The sequence below is a fragment of the Streptomyces sp. NPDC051976 genome (assembly GCF_040680795.1).
GTDB lineage: Bacteria > Actinomycetota > Actinomycetes > Streptomycetales > Streptomycetaceae > Actinacidiphila.
This window is the reverse complement of the sequence record NZ_JBFAXL010000075.1, coordinates 1-19,357: the sequence shown is the minus strand read 5'-3', so window position 1 is coordinate 19,357 and position 19,357 is coordinate 1. Positions and strand designations below refer to the sequence as shown.

Sequence of the window (19,357 nt, the reverse complement as noted above, 5' to 3'; positions counted from 1 at the left end):
CTGGAGGCTGAGAGCGGCGTTGCGCTCGCTCGTATACCGGCGGGCGTTGTCCAGGCACGGCAGCCCGCGAGACGAACTCCTCGGCGAGACTGCGATCGGCGGATTCGAACCGGTCCCCGATGCCGTGGCCCTGTACGAGTCCACACCTGGGGCGGCCCACAAGAGCATCGCCGCTGACCTGGGCATCAACCGGACGACCTTGCGTGAGTGGGTGCTGCGGGAACGCGAACGCCGTGGCGTCACCGGCTGTCGAAGCCGGCCGCCCACCGCTGGGAGGTGGTGTCGTCCGCTGATCCGGAAGAGCGGGTCCGGCAGATGGAGGCTCGGGTAGCCGTGCTCGAGGCGAGCGGGCGCAAGCTCGCCACCGACCGGGATCCTCCGCAAGGCGGCCAAGCATTTCGCCGGAGAGACGAAGTGGTGATCAGTTCCAGTTCGTTGACGACCACCGGGACACCTACGAGGTGAAGCGGCTCTGCGAGGTCCTGGACGTGAACCGGTCCAGCTACTACAAATGGCTCGCCGGCGCCAAGCCCCGAGCCGCCCGGCAGCATGAGGACCAGATCCTGGCCGAGGAGATCCGGAAGGTCCACGGCGAGTCCGGCGGCGCCTACGGCTCCCCGCGCACTCACGGCCGAGCTCCGCGAGAAGGGACGGCGGGTCAACGAAGAACGGGGCGCCCGCGTCATGCGGACGTTCTCCATCACCGGCATCCGCCTGCACGGACGCGTGCGCACCGCCGTCCCGGACCCGGGCACCTCGCCGGTTCCGGACCTGTTCCAGCGGGACTTCACCGCCACCGAACCCGGACGCAAATACATGGGCGACATCACGTATCTCCAGCTCACAGGCGAGGAGTTCCTCTATCTCCCGACCGTGCTGACTGCTTCAGCCGCAAGGTCGTCGGCTGGTCGATGTCCGACCACATGCGCACCACTCTGATCACCGACCCGCTGCGGATGGCAGCCCCGACCCGAGGCGGCCTGGACGGCGCTGCGTTCCACTCCGACCACGGGCCCAATACGGCTCCCGCGCCTTCGCCGGCCTCTGCGACCAATTCGGGGTCACCCGGTCGTCAGCGGCGACAACGCGGCCTGCCAAAGCTTCCACGCGTCCCTGAAACGCGAGACCCTCCAAGGGATCCATGCCTACGGCGACGCCGACACCTGCCGCCGGACCGTCTTCGCCTGGCTGACCCCCTACAACACCCGCCGCAGTCACTCCGCCAACGGCTACCTCAGCCCCAACGCGTACCGCGTGCCCACCTTCACGGGGGAAGGCCCGAGCGCCTGATCGAGGTGACAACCCCGCAGGGGTGGATGGTCGATGATGTTTCCTCCCCCGAGTGTGGTACCGCCTCGCCGGGGGTTAGCCCAGCAGAAGCGAACTGCCAAGTCGCAGTCAGTGTCCACGCAGCCACAGACACCGCCTCGTGTGCGTTGCTCACCGCCCTGGTCGAATGGCCGGCGACCAGCTGGCACTTCCACCGACTACTGGCTGACCAGCCTGCCCGCCACCACCCCAGTCCATGCCCTTGTGCGACTGGCCAAGATGTGTGGCGGATCGAACGCGACTTCCGCGAACTCAAACACGCCCTGAGTCGGCAGCACCTGAACATTGTTCAAAGTCCAGGGCTCAAGAGCAGCAGAAGGTGTTCTCTGAGTCACCGCACGGCCCAGCGGCGTGGTTGCCGTTGGGCCGTGACTCGATGAGCGGTTGGCCTACTGGTCGATGTATGCGACGTTGATGAGAGTGTCAGCGGTGTCATGTTTCAGGGTGACAGTGGCCCCGGCCGGGATGGATACGCTGACTGTCTTGGTGGTGAAGTTGCCCCAGTCGCCAGTTGATGCGAAGGCGACGGCGGGCTGCTTGATGCCGTTGACGTACAAGCTGAAGGTTCCGGCAGATGCGGTGGCGTAGCCGATGGCCAGGTGGCTGGAGGCATGAGCGGCGATGAACGTGACGCCGTCGCCGACGTTCGCCGTGTACCCGACGTCGATGCCGTCGCTGGCCCCGCCGCGGATCTCGTACTTGGCTCCGCCGAGGAGGCTGCCGTATTCCGCTTGCTGGGGCTCCTGGATGTAGTCGACGTTGATGATCGTGTCGCCGCTGTCGTGCTGCAGGGTGACGGTGGCCCCTGGCGGGATCGTGACGGGGATGGTGAGTTCGGTGAAGGTGTTCCAGTCGCCGGTTGCCGGGAAGGTGACGGCCCGGTTCTTGGTGCCGTTGATGTACAGGCTAAACGTGCCGGTCGAGGCAGCGGCGTAGTCGACGTCCAGCACGCCGGAGGCGTTCAGGTTCGGGAACGACACGCCGTCGCCGACGTTGACCATGTAACCGACGTTCTGCCCGCCCCAGGCGTTACCGTGCGACTCCAGCTTCGCTCCGCCTTGCAGCTTGCCCACGGTGGCGCCCTGACGGGCGGTCATGGGTCCACGCTGCTGGATGTAGTCGACGTTGATGATCGTGTCGCCGCTGTCGTGCTGGAGGGTGACGGTGGCCCCGGCAGGGATGGCGGCGTATACGGTTTTCGTCGCGAAGGTGTTCCAGTCGCCGGTTGCCGGGAAGGTGACGGCCTGGCTCTTGGTGCCGTTGATGTACAGGCTAAACGTGCCGGTCGAGGCAGCGGCGTAGTCGACGTCCAGCACGCTGGAGGCGCTGAGGTTCGGGAACGACACGCCGTCGCCGACGTTGACCATGTAGCCCACGTTCTGCCCGTCCCAGGCGTTACCGTGCGGCTCCAGCTTCGCTCCGCCTTGCAGCACCCCGAGGCTGGCTGCCTGCCGCTGCGGCAGGTTATCCCAGCCCTCACCCCATGCGTACTTCAGGCGGTCGATACCGCTGGCGTTCGGTACCCAGAACGGCAGGTCGTTCGGGCTGCTCGGGTTGTTGCGCATGATGTTGAGATTGTCGTACGCGCCTACGCTGTCAGTCGTCGTGTTTCGGCCGCCGATGCCGTGGCACCAGATGGCGCCCAGGTTGTCCTTGCGGATGGTATCCGTGATGGCGCGGAGGTACACGACGCTCGGATCGGTGCTGTTCGGGTCGTTGTAGTTCAGGCCGCTGTCCATCTGCGCGCCGAACTCCTCCACGACGGTCCGCGATCCGCAGGTGCCTTTGTTGGTCTCGATCTCGTTGACCCACCAGTCATAAGAGTGCGCCTGGGAATCGGTGATCGCGTATCGATGCATGGAGACGTAGGTCCCAGCCAGACGTGAGTCAAGGCAGATCGGCGCCACGTTCTCCGAGGGGAAGGCGTAGGCCGGAATGAAGATCCGACTCCTCGGGATGCCCTTACTATCCGGGATCGTGAGGAACGCAGCCATGGCGTTGGTGAGGTCGGTGACGCTGTAGCCCATGGGTTCGTTCATCGGATCGAAATAGACCTTGGGGTTGTTCGCGTATGCCGTGGTGACGACGTTCCACATCGTGTTGAAATGGGCCTGGTTGGGAATGACGGCCGTCGGGGTTTCCGTCCAGTAGGACACGATCACGTTGACGCCCTGGGCGGTCGCGGCATCTATGATGCCCCTGTAGGTGTTCCACCACGCGTCGGTCGCGGTGTTGTAATTGATCGGGATCCGGATGGTGTTGGCGCCGAGGCTCTGGAACTGTGCCACGATGGCAGCGGTCTTGGGCTTGACGCTGTCATAGGTGTCGGTGGTGCTGAGCCCGTCGAGCAGCAGGTCGCACGAGCAGAAGTTGTCGTTGAGATACGACCACTGCGACCACACCACACCGTGGAACTGACCGCCGTTCAGCGCCGTTTCGGCGGCAGCCGGTGTCGCGGCCTTCATGGCGCTGAATGGCAAGATCGCCAACATTGCGAGCGCGACGGCTACTGCGTACCGGATGAAACGGGTAGCGATGGACTCCGGTCTCGTAGGGGGGTGCCCGGATCGGATGAGCTTGGTCATGCTGTTCTCCATCTGGTGATGAACGACGGGGGAAGTTACGATCAAGCCCGCCTCCAACGGCTGGCACAGTGAATAGTCACCAGGGATAAGCGCGCGGGGTTACTCGCCCATGATGCGCTTACGTGGGCAGCCGAATCCGCCACCCTGCAAGATCTAAGAACCGTGCCGACTTCCCCGCCCTCCGGCGGACCCGCCCGAGTTAAGGGACACTGTAACGTCCATGTTTCGGATCTTCCAGATCGCTTTCCGGATGGATGCCATCCGTAGTCCAAATCGAGGGCGCCCACCATCATTCGCGAGACGGATTGGATGGATCGGATCCGATATATGCGATCGACCAGTACTCCAGTCGCACTTCCTGATCTGACGGGGCGATGGGTGGTGTACGGGGGCGCGGTAACTCCGTTGCAGCACCACCCGTGTCACTGACATCGTCAAGGCCGTCCTGGCCTTGCACCTCGCCACGACAGCCTGAGGGCGGTGCGGGTTGAGGGACCAAAAACAGCACCACCGGCAATCGACAGCAAGGACCCACTCACCGTGGCAGACGCCAGAGTCACCTACGACAAGACTGTGGACGCAGCGTACGTGTACCCAACCGAACCGCACGCCCGCGTGAAGTCCGCGCGCATGTATCCCTGCGACCCTGTGGGCGGGTTGACGCGACGATCAACCTCGACTTCGACGAGCAGGCAGGGCGGTTGCAAGTTCCGGGGTCGTACGGCTGGTCGGGCTGTGACCGGTTGGGGCGCATAGCAGAGCAGGCACGGGCTTCGTGATCATTGTGGTGTCTAAGCCTGATGATCATGAGGTGGCCCGTGCCTGCTGCTGCATCCTCTCCCATCCCTGCCGTGCTGGTGAAACTGGGGCCGCTGGACACCGGCCGGATCGCCGGCCTGCGCCCGTACTTCGACTCGGTGCCCGACCCGCGCCCGCCGGGGCTGGTGGTACTCACTCACGGCGATCCTGCTGGTGTGCGCGTGCGCGGTCGGCCGTCTCGGGAGCGAGGAGCATCGATGAACTCGCCGAGTGGGGCCAGCGTGCCTCGAACGCATTCCTGACAATAATCGGGATCCGGCGCCACCTGCTCAGATGACGGCGCGCTCCGGCGTCGACCACGATCGGCAGTGTGCTGGGGGCTGTTGACGGTGACGCCCTGGATCGGGCGGTCGGCGCCTACCTGGCCGACCGGCACCGCGCCACCACCGAAGCCGCCCGGGCCACATCTCGCCCACCGCGAACCAGCACGACGCGAAAGCCGCGGTCGAACTCGCCCCGCGCGAAGCCGAGGCGCTGGCGCGCAGACCACCGGTGGACGTCGCCCCGCCCGACGCGGACCGGAACGTGCAGCCGTTGATCACGATCGTGACCGACAACGGCGGCCCGCTCCGGCCGTTCCGCTTCGAGGCGTTCATCGCCACCCGTCCCGAGCTGCGGCACGTCCGTACCCGGGTCCGCACCCCGGGCCAGAGCGGCTCACGCGAACGCGGCTTCGGCTCCCTGAAGTACGAGAAACTGTTCCTCGAGGAGATCCCCGACGCCCTCGACCTCGTGAGGCACGCCGAGGACTACCGGCGCGACTACAACACCGTCCGCCCCCACGAGACACTCGCCTGGAACCGCCCCAACGACGTCCACATCGACGACGCCGCCCCCTCCTCACCAACTTTCAGGAACCGGAAAACCTGCCAGTTACTTGACGTGGGACACGAAGAAGCTAATACGAAGACCGAGCGGTCCCAATTCAACAGGGAACGGGGATGGCTGGAGCCAAGCAGCCGCGTGGAGCTGGGTGGCTCAGCGGATGGAGGAGCCGATACCCAGACCGCCATCGACATCGAGGACCACGCCAGTGACGTAGGCGGCGGCAGGCGAACAGAGGAAGGCCGCCGCCTCAGCGATGTCAGCAGGCGCGCCGGTGTGCCCAAGCGGGACCTTGGAGACGAGCTTGTCGCGCGCGGGGCCGTTCATCGAGGCCAGCATCGGCGTCTCGATCAAGCCGGGCGCAATGGCGTTGGCGGTGATGCCGTGGCGAGCTCCCTCGAGAGCGATAGTGCGGGTGAGTCCGACGATTCCGGCCTTGGCCGCGGCGTAGTTCGCCTGTCCGAAGTTTCCTCGCCAGCTCATCGAGGAAAGGGACAGGATCCGGCCGTAGCTTCGCTGCTGCATGGCAGGAAGCACGGCACGGAGACAGAAGAAGCTGGCCGAGAGGTTGGTGTCCAGCACAGCGTGCCAGTCAGCGTCGTTCATGTCGGTCGCGCGGTTGTCGCGGATGATCCCGGCATTGTTGACCAGGACATCGATTCGGCCCCGGTCGGCGAAGACCTGCCCGATCCAGTCGTCCACTTCAGCGGAGCAGCTCACGTCGAGCTGTCGAGCCTCGGCTACGACCCCATGTTTGTCTCTCAGTTCCGCAGCGAGCTCTGCGCCTGCGGCAGCGTTGATCTCGCCGATTGCTATCGAGGCGCCTTCAGCCGCAAAGCGGTGAGCCATCGCATATCCCAGCCCCCGTCCTGCCCCCGTGACGACGACAGTCTGTCCGACATAGCGATTCATGCGGTGCCCTTCGTGTGATTAGCCATCAGCCTGTGGTCCGGCGGGACAAGAAGCGGCGCAGCTCGGTGGGGATGTCATGGGCGGACCAGTGGCGGTCGAACTGGTCGAGCTCAAGTTTCAGGCCTGCTTCGACCGTGGGAATCTCGTCGAGATCAGCTAGCAGGAGTTTGAAGGTCGCCTGCGCGGAGTTCCCAGCGGCGGCGAGAGTTTCGGCGACCCGAAGGCCGGCATCGCTCCCGCGGCCGGACTCGACAACCTCGTGCAACCAACCTGTCCTGACGAACCGCTCGGCGGGCAGCAGCTCGCCGGTCAGGCCCAGCCATCGGCCCAGCGGGTCGCCGAACTTGCGGCGCATCCGGACAGCGGACCCGGCGCCGGGGACAAGTTGATTGCGAATGTGCCCGTCGCCGATCAGAGTGCCGGCCTCGGCAAGAACCACATCGCATGCCAGGGCGATCTCCAGGCCGCCGGCGACAGCATGGCCGTGCAGCACGGCGACGATCGGAAGCGGGCTTCGTTCTATACGGCGGGTCAGATTGGATACGGTGCGCAAAAACGGCACAGGGGACTCGCCCGCCACGGAGAACTCGAGAAGGTGCCGCAGGTCGGCTCCCGCGCAGAAACTCGGCCCCGCCCCTGTGATCAACACCGCCCGGGTTGCGGGGTCGTCCTCGGCGTCCGTCAGGGCTGCCGTCAGCGAATCTACGAGAGCGGCGTTGAGCGCATTACGCCGACTAGGGCGGTTGAGCACCAGTCGGCGAATCGCGCCGAGCTGCTCCATCTGTAGGACCGTCGCTGACGACTCGGCCGGGGCATTCCTCATTGCGTGACCTCTGCGGTCCTGTCCAGACTACGGCGTAGCTGCGCACGCTGGATCTTGCCACTGGGGGTCTTCGGCAGGGACGCCACGATGTGGACCCGGCGTGGGTAGGCGTGGGCGGCGTAGTGCTGCCGCACGTGATCCTGCAACTCCTCGACCAAGTCCCCGGACGCCTCGATGCCCGCTCGCAGCACGACGAATGCCTCGATGACCTCGCCGCGGACTTCGTCCGCGGCGGCAACGACCGCGCACTCGGTCACCGCGGGGTGTCGCACGAGGACTGACTCGACATCGAAGGGGCCGATGCGGTAGCCAGCCATGATAATCACGTCGTCATCTCGAGAGGAGAAGCGCAGCGTGCCGTCGGCGTTGCGGGTAGCGAGGTCCCCGGAGAGGTAATAGCGGCCGTCCGGGGTGAACCGGTCGGTTGTTTCCCGTCCCCCGTAGCCAGTGAAGGTCATGAGCGGGCTGGCTTTCACGTCGACGGCGAGCAGCCCGGGCTCACCGATCTCCGCCTCGACGCTGGAGCCCTCCTTCAACACGGTGACCGACCAGCCAGGCAAGGGCACGCCCATCGCCTGTGGGACCACCGGGACCTCGAGGTCCGGATGGTGGGGAAATCCGACCGTCATGCCGACCTCGGTCTGTCCGTAGTGGTCGTGCACCTTCAGCCCCAGGGCCGGACCGGCCCACTCGTTGACCTCGGCAGTCAGCGGCTCCCCCGCGCTGGACAGCCGCTGCAGGCACAGACCCTCCGGCACCGGAACGCCGCTGGTGCGCAGCGAACGGAACACCGTCGGCGCTGCGGCGTAGTCGGTGACTCCGAGAGTAGCGAGCGCCTTCCACGTCGCCGACACATCGAAGCCGCCAAGCTGCAACACACTACGCAGGCCCGACGCCATCGGTGCCACCACGGCCGAGTACAACCCGTAGGCCCACCCCGGATCAGCCCCACACCAATAGACCGAGTCCCCCCGCACCCCGAGCACGAGCTGCAGGTACGATTGCCAACCCGCCACGTACCGGAGGGGGTGTATGACATCTTTGGGCGCACCAGTGGTACCGGAGGTGAACATGTGGACGAACGCGCCATCACCTCCGACCGCGGTGCTGCTCCTGACAGGTTGGGCGGTCGCGAGCCGGGCCGCGAGCCCGTCCTGTTCCTCGGATCCTGCCACTAGCGGAACCCACTGGCCGTCCGGCACCTTCGCCGCCTGGCCCGCGTCGGCCACGACGACTTTCACGCCCGCGCCAGACAGTCGGGATGACACAGCCTCGGGTGCAAAAGCGGTGAACAGCGGAACGTAGACTGCTCCGACGCGCCAGGTTCCCAGCAACACCGTCACTAGGTCGACGCTCTTGCCCATCAACGTGGCAACCCGATCGCCGCGGCCCACCCCGAGCGTAGCGAGGAGCCCGGCGAACCGCTGAGACCGCTCGCGCAGTGCGCCGAAAGTCAGGTCCTGGGTCGAGCCGTCCGGTTCAACGAACGTAAATGCCACCGCGTGGCTGGGGTGGCGGTCGCACAGCAGCCATGCCGGATCGGCGTCAGGCGCCGAGAAGACTCTTGCCACCTCGCTGACCTGGGCGTTGACCGCAGTTGGCTCCGGAGCCATAAGAATCCTCCGCTGAGTACGCAATTGACTATCCTGGTTCTGTCCAGGTCGTTGGGACCCGATCGCCTCGCCAGCCTCGCGCTGCGCCGTTAGGCGGCGAGCCGAGCGCCACGAGGCGACTCGGCTCGCCGTTCAGCTAAGCGAGGCTCGCGCTCACCCCACGATCGCGGGGCGACGGTGGCCCCAAGGGGCTGCCTCTTCGAAGCGCGCGGCGAGTCGGAGTACGTCCGTCTCACGGAATCGTCGCCCAACGATCTGCATGCCGACCGGGAGATCCCCGGCCGTGAAGCCGACGGGAACGTTGGCAGTGGGGTGCATCGAAAGGTTGAACGGCCACGTCAGGACCCAGCCGAGCCAGGTGTCGACGTGCTTGCCGGCGACAACATCTGGGCCTGCTGACATGTGGTCAACAGGAGGAACCGGTACGGCGATCGTCGGGCAGACGATGTAGTCGTACCTGTCAAGCACGCTTTGAACCTGGTTGTACCACCGGCTGCGGGCGATATCCATGCGGATGTAATCCGCGGCACTCCGCTCGTTGCCGACCTTGAAGAAGTCCAGGACCTGCCGTGTCATCTTGGGCCGGAGCTCAGGAGTTGCGTACCTCTCGAACAGGGCCGTCGACAACGAGGCCCACTTGACGAGTTCTGCCTCGTAGACGTCCTCTGTCAGGTTGAGTTGAACCTCCTCAACCTTGCAGCCGATGTCACCGAGCGTCCTGACACCATTTTCCACGTTCGCTCGAACCTCCGGATCCACGGCCCATCCGAGATCCGGCGAATACGCGACCTTCGCGCCCTTGACCGCGCCTCCCAGGGCCCCGAACCAGTCTTCGCCGGTTTCAGGTAGCGAGAGCGCGTCCCGCGCGTCCGGCCCAGACCACACCGACATCAGAAGAGCCGCGTCGCGCACTGACCACGTGATGGGGCCGAAGTTCAGCAGACTCTCCCAGTGCGTTTCGAGAATGCCGGAGGGGATGCGGCCGAACTGCGGCTTCAGGCCGAAGGTTCCACAGCAAGAGGACGGAATGCGGATCGATCCGCCGCCATCGGTCCCCTCGGCGATCGGCGTCATGGCTGCCGCTACAGCGGCAGCCGAACCACCGGACGAGCCGCCTGAAGTGTGCGCCAGGTTCCAGGGGTTGTGCGTCGGGCCGTACACGAGGTTGTTCGTGAACGGGGAGTGCGCGAACTCCGGGGAATTCGTGCGACCGATCTGGATGGCACCGGCACGCTCGCTTCTCTCAACGATGACGGCGTCATAGTCGGGGACGTGCCCCTTGAACGTCCAAGATCCGAGGGACATCTCGATCCCCCTCGTAGGGGTGATGTCCTTGATGCCGATGGGAACGCCGTGTAGGGGCCCCAGTTCCTGGCCGGAAGTGACCGCGCGCTCCGCCTCAGCGGCCTGCTCGCGCGCCCGCTCGTGCAGTACGGCGCAGTATGCGTTCACCGCCGGATTGACTCTGTCCGTCTGCTCGAGAAACGCGTCCATCACCTCGACCGGCGACAACTTTCGGTCCCGGATGTTCTCAGCGAGCGCCGTCGCGTCCATCAAGCAAATCTCGTTCGCGTTCATGTCTAAAGATCACCTTCCTTGACGACTGGTTCTCCGAGCATTCACGGTCTGGTACTCAGTGCCGGAACCCCGGAAAGCAAGGTGGGAGGATCGCCCATGATTTTCGAGCGGTGTCATCAGCCCTCCAGGCTCATTTGGCGGCCGGTTATGTGTGGACGCAGCCTGTCGGTATCCTCGTCACGTTGCTTTCCGCCACCAGGGAGTGAGTTCTACCTCTCTCATCCTGTGTTTGAGTCGGAACGGCTGGGCGCGGAATCGCGACCGCGGCGATCACCGGCTTGCTGGTGGGGCTTACGGTTCGTTGCCCCTCTAGGCTCCGCCAAGGGGATCGTCCGTCGCATCGGTGAACTGACGTATTTCGCTGCAGATGTTCCGAGCGGCAGTCGGCCCCCACCCGCGCTCACCCCACTGTCCACCTCATGCAAGCCATCGATAGAGCGACCGCATAGGCCTGGTGGTCCCCAGCAGCAGACAAGGGCCGGAACCGCTGGACACGAACGTCATTGGCTTGAACCTGGAGCGCACACCGGCCGCATCCGTCGCCTCTTCTGGCAACGCCCCTCCGATGGTGCCGACCGGTGAACCTGCAGCCGGGAGCCCGCGCTACCGTGCGGAACGCCGGCCCGCGCCGTCGGGTAACACCTATCTGACGGTCGGGTCTTCGACCAAGAGCAGGCCCTCTTCGGTGGCCACTGCCGCGAGTCTCGATCTCGAGGCGCAGTTCAACTTAGCGAGAATGTGCTCCACGTGGGTGGACGCGGTTCGCGGGCTGATGGACAGAGCTCTGGCGATCCCAGGATTGGACAAACCCCTCGCCAGCACGTGCAGGACCTGCAGCTCGCGCGCGCTCAGACCGTACGGCCAGGGGATCGTCTCGGCCGACATGAGCAGGGCGCCACCTGTGCAGGGGAAGACCTCGATGCGACGGCAGACTCCCGCTATGTCGGGCCAAAGAAACCGTCGCCGCGTTCGGGGCCCTTGGTGCCTGGCAAGGAGAGTTCGCAGCTCGCGCGCGGCCGGGAGGCCGAACCAACCTTCGTATCCGGGCAGATCAGCTACGACGCCGCCCGCGGACACGACGATCGCACTTGCTCCGGGAGCGATGGCGCTGGCGAGCAAATTGGGTGCGCGAAGCATGTCGCAGACTGCAGCGAGGACAGGCCGGAACCTGGCCAGGGTGTCGCGTCGCTCATCGGTGGCGTATTGCTCCTTGACCCAGCTCACGTGTACGGCACCGGTGTAGCGGCCATCTCGCAGCCGGAGGCAGCACGTTGCTCCCTCTCGGTATCCCTCCGGTATCAGGAACTCTTCAGCCGTAACGGTCTTCGCGAAGTCGATGCCCCACTCGCGCGTCAGGTCTCGCCAGCGCAACGGCCCGGACACCTGGGTGTGCATCACGGGGAAAGCCGGGTTTTCCCTGATGAAGCTGTCGTTGACGTGCTCCATGAACCGATCGGAGAAGCCCTCATTGACCAGAGGCCGGTGCACATGCGATGCCGCAAGTGGGTCCCACGCACACAACGCGTACGCCGCACCGGGAACAACATCACGCACTACCCGCATGACCTCGTCCGCCCGCTCCAACATCTCGCCCTGAGGATCGAGGGAGCGTGTCCCTTCACCTGGCGTGGCAAACAACGGCAACTTGGCTTCGATGTGCACGGTAGCTCCCGGAGTCCGCCCCGAGGTTGCGTAGCGTACTGGCTTCTTACAGCATATGCCCAGGTCTTACAAGGTCCGCTGCCCAATTCCTGCCTTCAGGCGGCGGAGCGGTACCGGTCCGTGATCAAACCCTGCGAGACCGCGCGACCGTATAGGTACCGGCTCCGGTCCTCAGGGGGTGCTGCCAGGCATGTCCGCATCCGCCAGCGCGGCGGGTAAGACGGAAGGGTGTGAGCTGCTCTGAGTTTGGTGGAGTCCCTGATGCCAGGGTTACGATCCTGGCGAAGAGAACCACCAGCACCATGCCAGCACTCCGTAAGTACCCCGATGAACTCCGTGAGCTTGCGATCCGTGAGGTCCGCACGACCGGCCGCCCGATCGCGCATGTCGCGAAGGATCTGGGCATCCATGAGGCCCTGCGCGGCTGGGTCCGCCAGGCCGAGGCCGACCGTGGTGAGCACGATGACCGGCTGACTAGCGCCGAACACGATGAGCTCAGGCACCTCCACTGGGAGAATGCTGAGTTGAGGCGTGCGAATGAGATCCTCAAGGCAGCCTCAGTGTTTTTTGCCCAGGAGATCGACCGTCCCCGGACGAGGCCGAGCAGGTGATCGACCACCTGCGTGACACAGGTCTCGGGGTCGATCTCGTCTGCCGGGTTCTCGAGCTGTCGCCGTCGACGTACTTCGCCCGCAAGAAGCGGCCGAAGTCGGCTCGCCGGCTCCGTGACGAGCAGCTCATGCCGCTGATCGAGCAGGTCCACGCGGAGTCGGGCGGCACCTACGGTGCCCGCCGGATCACCCGCGCCCTTCGGCGCAAGGGCTACGAGGTGGCCCGCTGCACCGTCGAGCGGCTGATGGCCGTGCTTGGCCTGGAGGGCGTGATCCGTGGCCGACGGCGGCGCACGACAGACGCCCCGGCCGCCGGACCTGGTCGACCGCGACTTCACCGTGAACCGGCCGGACCGGGTCTGTACGGTGGACAGACTCCGCTCAGCGGTGCCGGGTCCGCGTCTCTTCCTGCTCGGCCATGCGTTTGACAGCTGCCTGAAGATGAGCGCGCATCGCTCTCTCTGCCCTCACCCCGTCGCGCTGGTCCAGCGCATCGACGATCTCCTGGTGTTCTCGAGCCGCCGCCGCGGCCGCGCCAGGTTCCGGATAGCCGGAGCGGAAGTTGCGGGAGCGGACGAACATGCGGGCCAGGACATCTTCCACCGCGAAGTTCCCAGCCAACGCGGCGATCCGTCCGTGCAATGTTTGGTCGTACTCGACGAGCTTTCTTGTGTCGTGCTCACGCCCCACGGTTCCCGCGGCTGCCAGCGCCTCGCGGAGCGACTCAAGGCCCGTGCCGGTCATCGCTGAGGCAGCGCGTTTGGCGGTGGCAGGCTCGATCAACAGGCGGCACTCGTAGATATCGCGCAGCTCCTTCAAGTCCAACAAGGAACTCGCGATGAACCCGCGATACGGCCGCTTGGTGACCAGCCCGTCGGCTTCGAGCCTGCCCAGGGCCTGGCGGACTGGCGTGTTCGAGACCCCCACCTGCGCCGCGATGCTGTCGATCTTGATCCGTGCCCCCGGTTCGATGCGTCCGGAGAGAATCCATTCGCGCATGACGTCGTAGACGTCGTCAGCGAGGACCTGTCGACCGGAGAGCACTGGCGAGTCGGTGTCAACCTGGTCGGTGGCGGTCTGTCGGCTCACTGCCACTCCTCTCGCCCGCCGCACGCTCGCCCGGACCCACTCGCCGGGCGGGCCACGACTTCGCAGACATCGTACATGAAACCCAAACTGAGTCGGCCGCTCGAATCCCTTCCAGACCGGGACCTTGACAGCGGCCGTAGGCTACCGTCACACAAAACTTCGTACACGATCTCGCAGGGGCTTGTCGAAGAGAGACCGGAGGGTTGCCGTGGACCTGAACGGCGCAACGCACGACCGCATCGCCTCGGTGGAGGTCGTGCTCGAGCACCGGGCGGCCAACAGCCCGCCGTTCGTGTGGCGCGACGGCCTACCGGGCTCCGAGGGCGCCCACACCGAGGGCTGGCTCGTCATCACCACCGAGAGTGGAATCCGCGGCTACGCCGTCGCCACTCGCGGGGCGGTCCTGAAGGACATCGTCGACCGCAGGATCCGTGCCGAACTCGTCGGGCAGGACGCGCTGGCCCGTGAATGGCTGTGGCACCGGATCTGGGAGATCGACCGGATCGAGGAACTGCCGATTTACCTGCTCGGCCTGGTGGACGTCGCCCTCTGGGACATCGCCGCGAAATCGGCCAGCCTGCCGCTGCACCGGCTGCTCGGCACCTACCGCACGAGCATCCCCGCCTACGCGTCGACCGTGACCTTCTCCAGCATCCGGGAGTTCCTCGACGTCGCCGACCAGTGCCTGGAGCTGGGATACCCGGCCATCAAACTGCATGCCTGGGGCGACGTCGACCGCGACATCGCGCTGTGTGCGGCACTGCGCGAGCACGTCGGTGACGACGTGCCGCTGATGTACGACGGCTCGGCCGGCTTCGACCTGCTCGACGCCCTCCGCCTGGGCCGTGTGCTCTCCGACTACGGCTACCTCTGGTACGAGGAACCAATGCGCGAATTCAGCATCACCGCTTACCAGCGGCTTGCCGAAAAGGTCGATGTCCCCCTGCTCGTCGCCGAAACGAGTGACGGCGCACACATGAACACCGCCGATTTCATCGCCGCCGGGGCGGCCACCGCGGTCCGTACCAGCACTTTTCTGCGGGGTGGGGTAACCGGCGCACTGCGCACCGCGCACCTGGCCGAGTCATATCTGATGCGGGCCGAGGTACATGGCGGCGGGCTCCTGCACACGCACCTGTGTATGGCAATCGCCAACACCACCTACTACGAGTCGCTCGTCACTGCCAACCCGGTGCGGCGCGAGGACCGCGTCGACGCCGCCGGGCTCGTGCATGCGTCGACCGCACCCGGTATCGGCTTCGAGGCGGAGTGGGAACGACTCGGGCCGCCGCGTAATTTGCGCCAGCTGCTGGGCTGAGCTCGGACTCAGCACGCCGCGTCCCATTCCGGTTCGGGCAGCCCGGTCGACAGGGCTGATTCAATTCCTGATGATCATGTGCTGCCGCTGGTCGGCGTGCCGTGGAGCCTTGGATCGCGCCCGTCACGAAGGCATCGGAGCTCCCATTGAACGAGGTGACCTACCAAGTCGCCTGTTCAAACCGGAGCCCCGATGTTCCGTCAGTCTGGCACCGTCTGCTTGATCAAGTCCCCGACCCGCGCGGAGCGTTCAGCCGTAAGGCTGACGGAGCGGCTGGCTGCTCTGCCCGAGCCACGGTGCCGCAGGGATAGGCGGCACTCCCTGCTCAGCGTGCTCCTGGTCGCGGCCTCAGCGGTCCTCGCCGGGGCCCGCTCGTATGCGGCGATCGGGCAGTGGGCAGCAGCGGCTCCCCAGCACGCCCTGGCCCGCCTCGGGGCGCGCACGGTCGGTGCGTTCGCGGTGCGGATCGCGCCCAGCACGGCGACGATCCGCCGGATCATCACCCCGGTCTGCCCCGGCGGCCTCGCCGAACTGACCGGCATCGACCCGGCCGGAGCCGACTCGCTGGCAGTGGACGGCAAGGCGGCAAGGGGCTCGCGCCGCGGCGAGGTCCCGGCCGCGCACCTGCTGGCCGCGATGACCAGCGCCGGCCGAACAGTCAGCCAGTTACGGGTGACCGACCGGACCAACGAAATCACATGCTTGCGGCTCTGCTGGCCCCGTTCGACCTGGCCGGAGTGACAGTGACCGCCGACGCCCTCCACACGCAGCGCGCACACGCCCGCTTCCTGGTCGAGGCCAAGCAGGCGCACTACCTGCTGGTGGTCAAGGCCAACCAACCGGGCTTGTTCCAGCAACTGCGAGCGCTGCCCTGGACAAAGGTCACCGCCCGGCACTAGCAGCGCGGCACCCGGCTGGCCGCCGCGAGACCCGCGTCGTGCGCACCCTGACCGTTACCGACCTGGGCCTGGACTTCCCTCACGCCGCCCAGGCCGCGAAGATCACCCGCTACCGCACAGACCTGAAGACCGGGAGGCTGACCCGCCAGACCGTCTACGCCCTCACCGACCTGACGCACCAGCAGGCTCCCCCGCAACGCATCGGCCAGCTCGCACGGTCGCAATGGGTGATCGAGAACCGGTCCCACTCGTCCGCGACACCGCCTTCCGCGAGGACGCCTCGAAGGTCCACACCGGGCACGGCCCTTCTCGTCGGCCCGGCAGGTGGTCACGGTGACGATGCCGTTGTCGGTCTTGCCCAGCCGGCCCAGCCACTGCCGGCCGATGTGCGCGGTCGCCTTGCCGTCCTTGCGGTCCCCGGAGTCGTCGATCACCAGCACCCCGCCGGGGTGCGGAGTGGTCGCTCGGTCGGCCAGCAGTAGTGCCACCCTGCGGGCGTTGACCTGCTCGTGGTCCCAGGTCGACTCGGACAGGAAGAACTGCAGCCGCTGCACTGAGGGGTGTTGGGCACCGACGACGGGTTCGGTGCCGGCCAGGCAGGTCAGCGTCTTGTTGCGGTCCCGCGGCAGCAGCAGCCCCGCGAGGTACTCGCGGAACCCCCGACGCTGTGCCAGTGTGGAGAAGAGGTCATCGAAGCGTGCGGCGTAGGCTTCCAGCGGGCCCGGAGCGGGCGGACACGGCACACGGCGGGTCATCACAGCTCCCAGGCGGCAAGGCGACGTCTACCGGCCTACTACCACCCTGACCCGCCGTCAACAAACCACCGCTAGATCCTGAGAAGGTCAATCGCGCTCTGATCAGGTTCTGGTCGTCTCCACGGCGATAAGAGGTCGTAACGCAATCTTGTGGTCTCATTTGCTGTACCACTGATGTGTGGCCGCCCGACTGCCCGTGATACTTGGGCGATGGACCGCTTCGAGGGGTCGCGATGCTTGAGTGGTCGCCGACTGGTCGACGTGCTTGCAAGCTCGGCGTGCGGGTCACGGTTCGCGTCACTGGCAACGATTGACGTGCGAGTCCGGCTACTACCGGTGACGCGCCGCCGCCCCGTCCGCGCGCGGTGCGGCACGCCTGGCTGACCGACGTGATCCGGGCCGTGCACGTCGAGGCCGTGGCGTCTACGGCGCCCGCGCCGGACTCGTCCTGGGCCGCGGCATATCCATCGGGCACGGCCAAGCGGAGCTGCTCATGGCCCGTGCCGGCATCAAAGGCCTGCCCGGCAACCGCCGCAGGCGGCCCCGGCCGGAAGTGGCCAGTCTGGGCGATCTGGTCAACTCGATAGCGTAGAAACAGCGTCCGGACTCCACGAGACCCGGGGCACATCAGCGCCTCTACCGAACCCGGAACGGTTCACCTCGGGCGGCGAGTAAGCACCGCCTCCGGCCCAGCTCCCCCAGGTTCGAGCCGGTGTAGTCGGTAAGAGGCGTAAAGACGCTGGTTCCTCGCGTACTCCTATCCCGCTCGCCGGACCCGTACCATCCGGCAGGACTGACACGTCCCGGCTTCGTCAGGGCCGCTCCCGCCCTCCCCCGGATCATGCCCTCAGCTCCACCCCTCTGCTACGACAGAGCTGCGGCGGAGGTCTCTCACCTCCACACCAACCACAGCCCCTCACGGCGCGACTCGTAACACAGCGGGCGCCCAAGTGCGCCGCAGCTTACCAGGCTGGACCATCAGCACGGCGGCTGAGCTCTACTCGACACCCAGGCGTGCTTGAGGCGGTCTACGGCTGAGACGTTGGGCATCCAGAGAGGGAAGTTCGCGGTACTGCTGTGCAGCCTGAGGATGTTCAGCTCGTCGTGGTCCGGGCTGGTCGTCCTGCCGCCGATCACGTGGCACCAGATCGAGCCCATGTTGAGCTCTCGCAGGGTGTCGGTGACGGCGCGGAGGTATGAGGCCTCCCTGTCGGTGGCCGCCGGATCGTTGAAGTCGATCCCGGTGTCCGCCCGCGCACCGAACTCCTCCACGACCGCACGGGGCCCGGCATCGCCCAGGTGGGTCTTGAGCCCGCTGATCCACTCTTTCTGCGCGCGGTAGGGCAGGTGGAAACCGTACAAATGCATGCCGAGGTAGGTGCCGTCCAGGCGCTCGTCCTCACACAGCGGTCTCAAGTCGTTCGCGGGACCGGCGAACTCGGAGTGAACGCCGTCGATGAAGACCCGGTTCCTCGGCACCGACGGCCGGTCCACGAGCCACTGGGCAGCCATATCCACCCACTCCTGGACGGCGTATGCGGGCTCGTTCATCAAACTGAAGTAGACCTGTGGCTCGGACAGGTAGTGGCTGGTGACAACGTCCCACATCTGGTTCCACGTCGACAGGTCGGGGATCCGTCCGCCGCCGCCGTGGGTGTCGTCCTCGCCCCAATAGGACAGGACGATCCTGAACCCCCGCTCGATCCCCGCGTCGATCACCCCGGTGTAGGTGTCCCACCAGTCCGTGGTGGCGGTGGCGGGATTCACCGGCAACCGCGCGGTGTTCGCACCCAGGGTGCGCTCGAACGCCTCGAACATCCGCCCTGCCTCGGCCTTGGCTGTGGCGTGGGTGTCTTCGGCTGACAAGCCCTGGAGTACCAACCTGTCGAAGGTGAAGTTGTCGCCTAGGCGAGACCAGTGAACGCCACGGAATTGGCTGGAGTCGAAGGAGGACTCGTCAGGGGAGAGCGACATGATCGCCTTTCTGTCGTTGAGGCCGCCACGGCCTTCGCCGAGCACAGCCCGAGATGTAAACAAGCGCTTCTGCCTGCGGTTCCACGGATGTGGTCCGCTGGCCCGAGCGCGCCTAGCGAAACACCACGATCCGCGCAGCGGATCTTGCGTGGTCAGCCAGCCCGTGGCAGGGGGCCGCCAGGACAGCGCGGCGGGTCGAGCGCCGCGAGGATCGGTCTGAATACGTCCACGCCGCCGCAGCTGTAGATCTGCAGTGGGCGCCCAATGAGTATTATTAACGAAGGTCGTCTTTTTATTTTTTTGAAGCGTTAGGATGTTTGCACTCGATCGGGCGAGGCGTCAAGAGGCCGGAGGGGGTTCGATGGGGACGGTGTCCACTCCGTCCCGACCGAGCCGGTTCAGGCTGTCCTCCAGGCTGCGGCGGACGCCGTCGGTACTTGAAGTCCCAGACGCGCCGGTGGGTGGCCGCTTGTTGAGCGACGCTGAAGATGTGCACCAAGGCGACGTTGGGATTGTCGACGGGACGAGAGGAAACGACCCCGGCGGCCGTCAGGCCGCCGGGGTC

At 66.1% G+C, this 19,357-nt stretch carries 13 protein-coding genes and 4 pseudogenes; 8 read left to right on the top strand and 9 right to left on the bottom strand.

Annotated elements, in window-relative coordinates; genetic code table 11:
- Nucleotides 1-94 precede the first annotated feature (94 nt).
- A pseudogene (locus AB0M29_RS40195) lies at nucleotides 95-1,290 on the top strand (IS3 family transposase).
- 428 nt (nucleotides 1,291-1,718) lie between these two features.
- Here the strand turns inward: AB0M29_RS40195 and AB0M29_RS40190 are convergent.
- A complete protein-coding gene (locus tag AB0M29_RS40190) occupies nucleotides 1,719-3,914 on the bottom strand; it encodes a carbohydrate-binding protein (protein ID WP_365391768.1) in 2,196 nt (731 codons plus the stop codon).
- A gap of 394 nt (nucleotides 3,915-4,308) precedes the next feature.
- Between AB0M29_RS40190 and AB0M29_RS40185 the strand changes: the two are divergent.
- Nucleotides 4,309-4,389 (top strand): annotated as a pseudogene (locus AB0M29_RS40185) (IS5/IS1182 family transposase); the annotation flags it as partial.
- 836 nt (nucleotides 4,390-5,225) lie between these two features.
- Nucleotides 5,226-5,480: pseudogene (locus AB0M29_RS40180) on the top strand (transposase); the annotation flags it as partial.
- 231 nt (nucleotides 5,481-5,711) lie between these two features.
- Here AB0M29_RS40180 and AB0M29_RS40175 read toward each other — a convergent pair.
- The 5 genes from AB0M29_RS40175 to AB0M29_RS40155 all read right to left on the bottom strand — a co-directional run bounded on the left by AB0M29_RS40175 (nucleotide 5,712) and on the right by AB0M29_RS40155 (nucleotide 12,146).
- A complete protein-coding gene (locus AB0M29_RS40175; RefSeq protein WP_365391767.1) occupies nucleotides 5,712-6,470 on the bottom strand; it encodes an SDR family NAD(P)-dependent oxidoreductase in 759 nt (252 codons plus the stop codon).
- Between the two features lie 25 nt (nucleotides 6,471-6,495).
- A complete protein-coding gene (locus tag AB0M29_RS40170) occupies nucleotides 6,496-7,251 on the bottom strand; it encodes an enoyl-CoA hydratase/isomerase family protein (protein ID WP_365391766.1) in 756 nt (251 codons plus the stop codon).
- Nucleotides 7,252-7,289: 38 nt separating this feature from the next.
- Nucleotides 7,290-8,906 carry an AMP-binding protein gene (locus tag AB0M29_RS40165; RefSeq protein ID WP_365391765.1) on the bottom strand — a complete coding sequence of 539 codons (1,617 nt, stop codon included), beginning with the start codon at nucleotides 8,904-8,906 and terminating at the stop codon, nucleotides 7,290-7,292.
- 153 nt (nucleotides 8,907-9,059) lie between these two features.
- Entirely contained in the window at nucleotides 9,060-10,484 is a 1,425-nt protein-coding gene (locus tag AB0M29_RS40160; protein WP_365391764.1) for an amidase family protein, read from the bottom strand.
- A gap of 642 nt (nucleotides 10,485-11,126) precedes the next feature.
- A complete protein-coding gene (locus AB0M29_RS40155) occupies nucleotides 11,127-12,146 on the bottom strand; it encodes a LuxR C-terminal-related transcriptional regulator (RefSeq protein WP_365391763.1) in 1,020 nt (339 codons plus the stop codon).
- A gap of 302 nt (nucleotides 12,147-12,448) precedes the next feature.
- On the opposite strand from AB0M29_RS40155, the gene AB0M29_RS40150 reads away from it, so the two are divergent.
- Nucleotides 12,449-12,757, top strand: coding sequence for a transposase (locus tag AB0M29_RS40150; RefSeq protein WP_365391762.1), 309 nt, complete (start codon nucleotides 12,449-12,451; stop codon nucleotides 12,755-12,757).
- The gene (locus AB0M29_RS40145; RefSeq protein ID WP_365391761.1) at nucleotides 12,754-13,185 is read left to right on the top strand and encodes an IS3 family transposase; all 432 of its coding nucleotides are present in this window, start codon (nucleotides 12,754-12,756) and stop codon (nucleotides 13,183-13,185) included. Before AB0M29_RS40150 ends, AB0M29_RS40145 begins: the two co-directional genes overlap by 4 nt.
- Here the strand turns inward: AB0M29_RS40145 and AB0M29_RS40140 are convergent.
- Nucleotides 13,139-13,846 (bottom strand): GntR family transcriptional regulator, encoded by a 708-nt coding sequence (locus AB0M29_RS40140; RefSeq protein ID WP_365391760.1) that lies wholly within the window; start codon nucleotides 13,844-13,846, stop codon nucleotides 13,139-13,141. The two genes, AB0M29_RS40145 and AB0M29_RS40140, sit on opposite strands and share 47 nt — an antisense overlap.
- Before the next feature lie 292 nt (nucleotides 13,847-14,138).
- On the opposite strand from AB0M29_RS40140, the gene AB0M29_RS40135 reads away from it, so the two are divergent.
- The 3 genes from AB0M29_RS40135 (at nucleotide 14,139) to AB0M29_RS40125 (ending at nucleotide 16,063) form a co-directional block, all read left to right on the top strand.
- Nucleotides 14,139-15,164 carry an enolase C-terminal domain-like protein gene (locus AB0M29_RS40135; RefSeq protein ID WP_365391781.1) on the top strand — a complete coding sequence of 342 codons (1,026 nt, stop codon included), beginning with the start codon at nucleotides 14,139-14,141 and terminating at the stop codon, nucleotides 15,162-15,164.
- A 192-nt stretch (nucleotides 15,165-15,356) separates the two neighbouring features.
- Entirely contained in the window at nucleotides 15,357-15,905 is a 549-nt protein-coding gene (locus AB0M29_RS40130) for a transposase family protein (RefSeq protein WP_365391759.1), read from the top strand.
- The gene (locus AB0M29_RS40125; RefSeq protein ID WP_365391758.1) at nucleotides 15,863-16,063 is read left to right on the top strand and encodes a hypothetical protein; all 201 of its coding nucleotides are present in this window, start codon (nucleotides 15,863-15,865) and stop codon (nucleotides 16,061-16,063) included. The genes AB0M29_RS40130 and AB0M29_RS40125 overlap by 43 nt, the downstream gene beginning before the upstream one ends.
- A 326-nt stretch (nucleotides 16,064-16,389) precedes the next feature.
- On the opposite strand, the pseudogene AB0M29_RS40120 reads toward AB0M29_RS40125, so the two are convergent.
- Together AB0M29_RS40120 and AB0M29_RS40115 are read right to left on the bottom strand one after the other, a co-directional pair.
- Nucleotides 16,390-16,818 (bottom strand): annotated as a pseudogene (locus AB0M29_RS40120) (transposase); the annotation flags it as partial.
- A gap of 978 nt (nucleotides 16,819-17,796) precedes the next feature.
- Complete coding sequence (locus tag AB0M29_RS40115) at nucleotides 17,797-18,837, bottom strand: cellulase family glycosylhydrolase (protein ID WP_365391757.1); 1,041 nt, start codon at nucleotides 18,835-18,837, stop codon at nucleotides 17,797-17,799.
- Nucleotides 18,838-19,357: the final 520 nt, after the last annotated feature.

Bases quoted from the DNA above. Each gene is read 5' to 3' on its own strand.
- AB0M29_RS40190 (WP_365391768.1), bottom strand. From the start codon at position 3,914: ATGACCAAGCTCATCCGATCCGGGCACCCCCCTACGAGACCGGAGTCC.
- AB0M29_RS40175 (WP_365391767.1), bottom strand. From the start codon at position 6,470: ATGAATCGCTATGTCGGACAGACTGTCGTCGTCACGGGGGCAGGACGG.
- AB0M29_RS40170 (WP_365391766.1), bottom strand. From the start codon at position 7,251: ATGGAGCAGCTCGGCGCGATTCGCCGACTGGTGCTCAACCGCCCTAGT.
- AB0M29_RS40165 (WP_365391765.1), bottom strand. From the start codon at position 8,906: ATGGCTCCGGAGCCAACTGCGGTCAACGCCCAGGTCAGCGAGGTGGCA.
- AB0M29_RS40160 (WP_365391764.1), bottom strand. From the start codon at position 10,484: ATGAACGCGAACGAGATTTGCTTGATGGACGCGACGGCGCTCGCTGAG.
- AB0M29_RS40150 (WP_365391762.1), top strand. From the start codon at position 12,449: ATGCCAGCACTCCGTAAGTACCCCGATGAACTCCGTGAGCTTGCGATC.
- AB0M29_RS40130 (WP_365391759.1), top strand. From the start codon at position 15,357: ATGTTCCGTCAGTCTGGCACCGTCTGCTTGATCAAGTCCCCGACCCGC.
- AB0M29_RS40125 (WP_365391758.1), top strand. From the start codon at position 15,863: ATGCTTGCGGCTCTGCTGGCCCCGTTCGACCTGGCCGGAGTGACAGTG.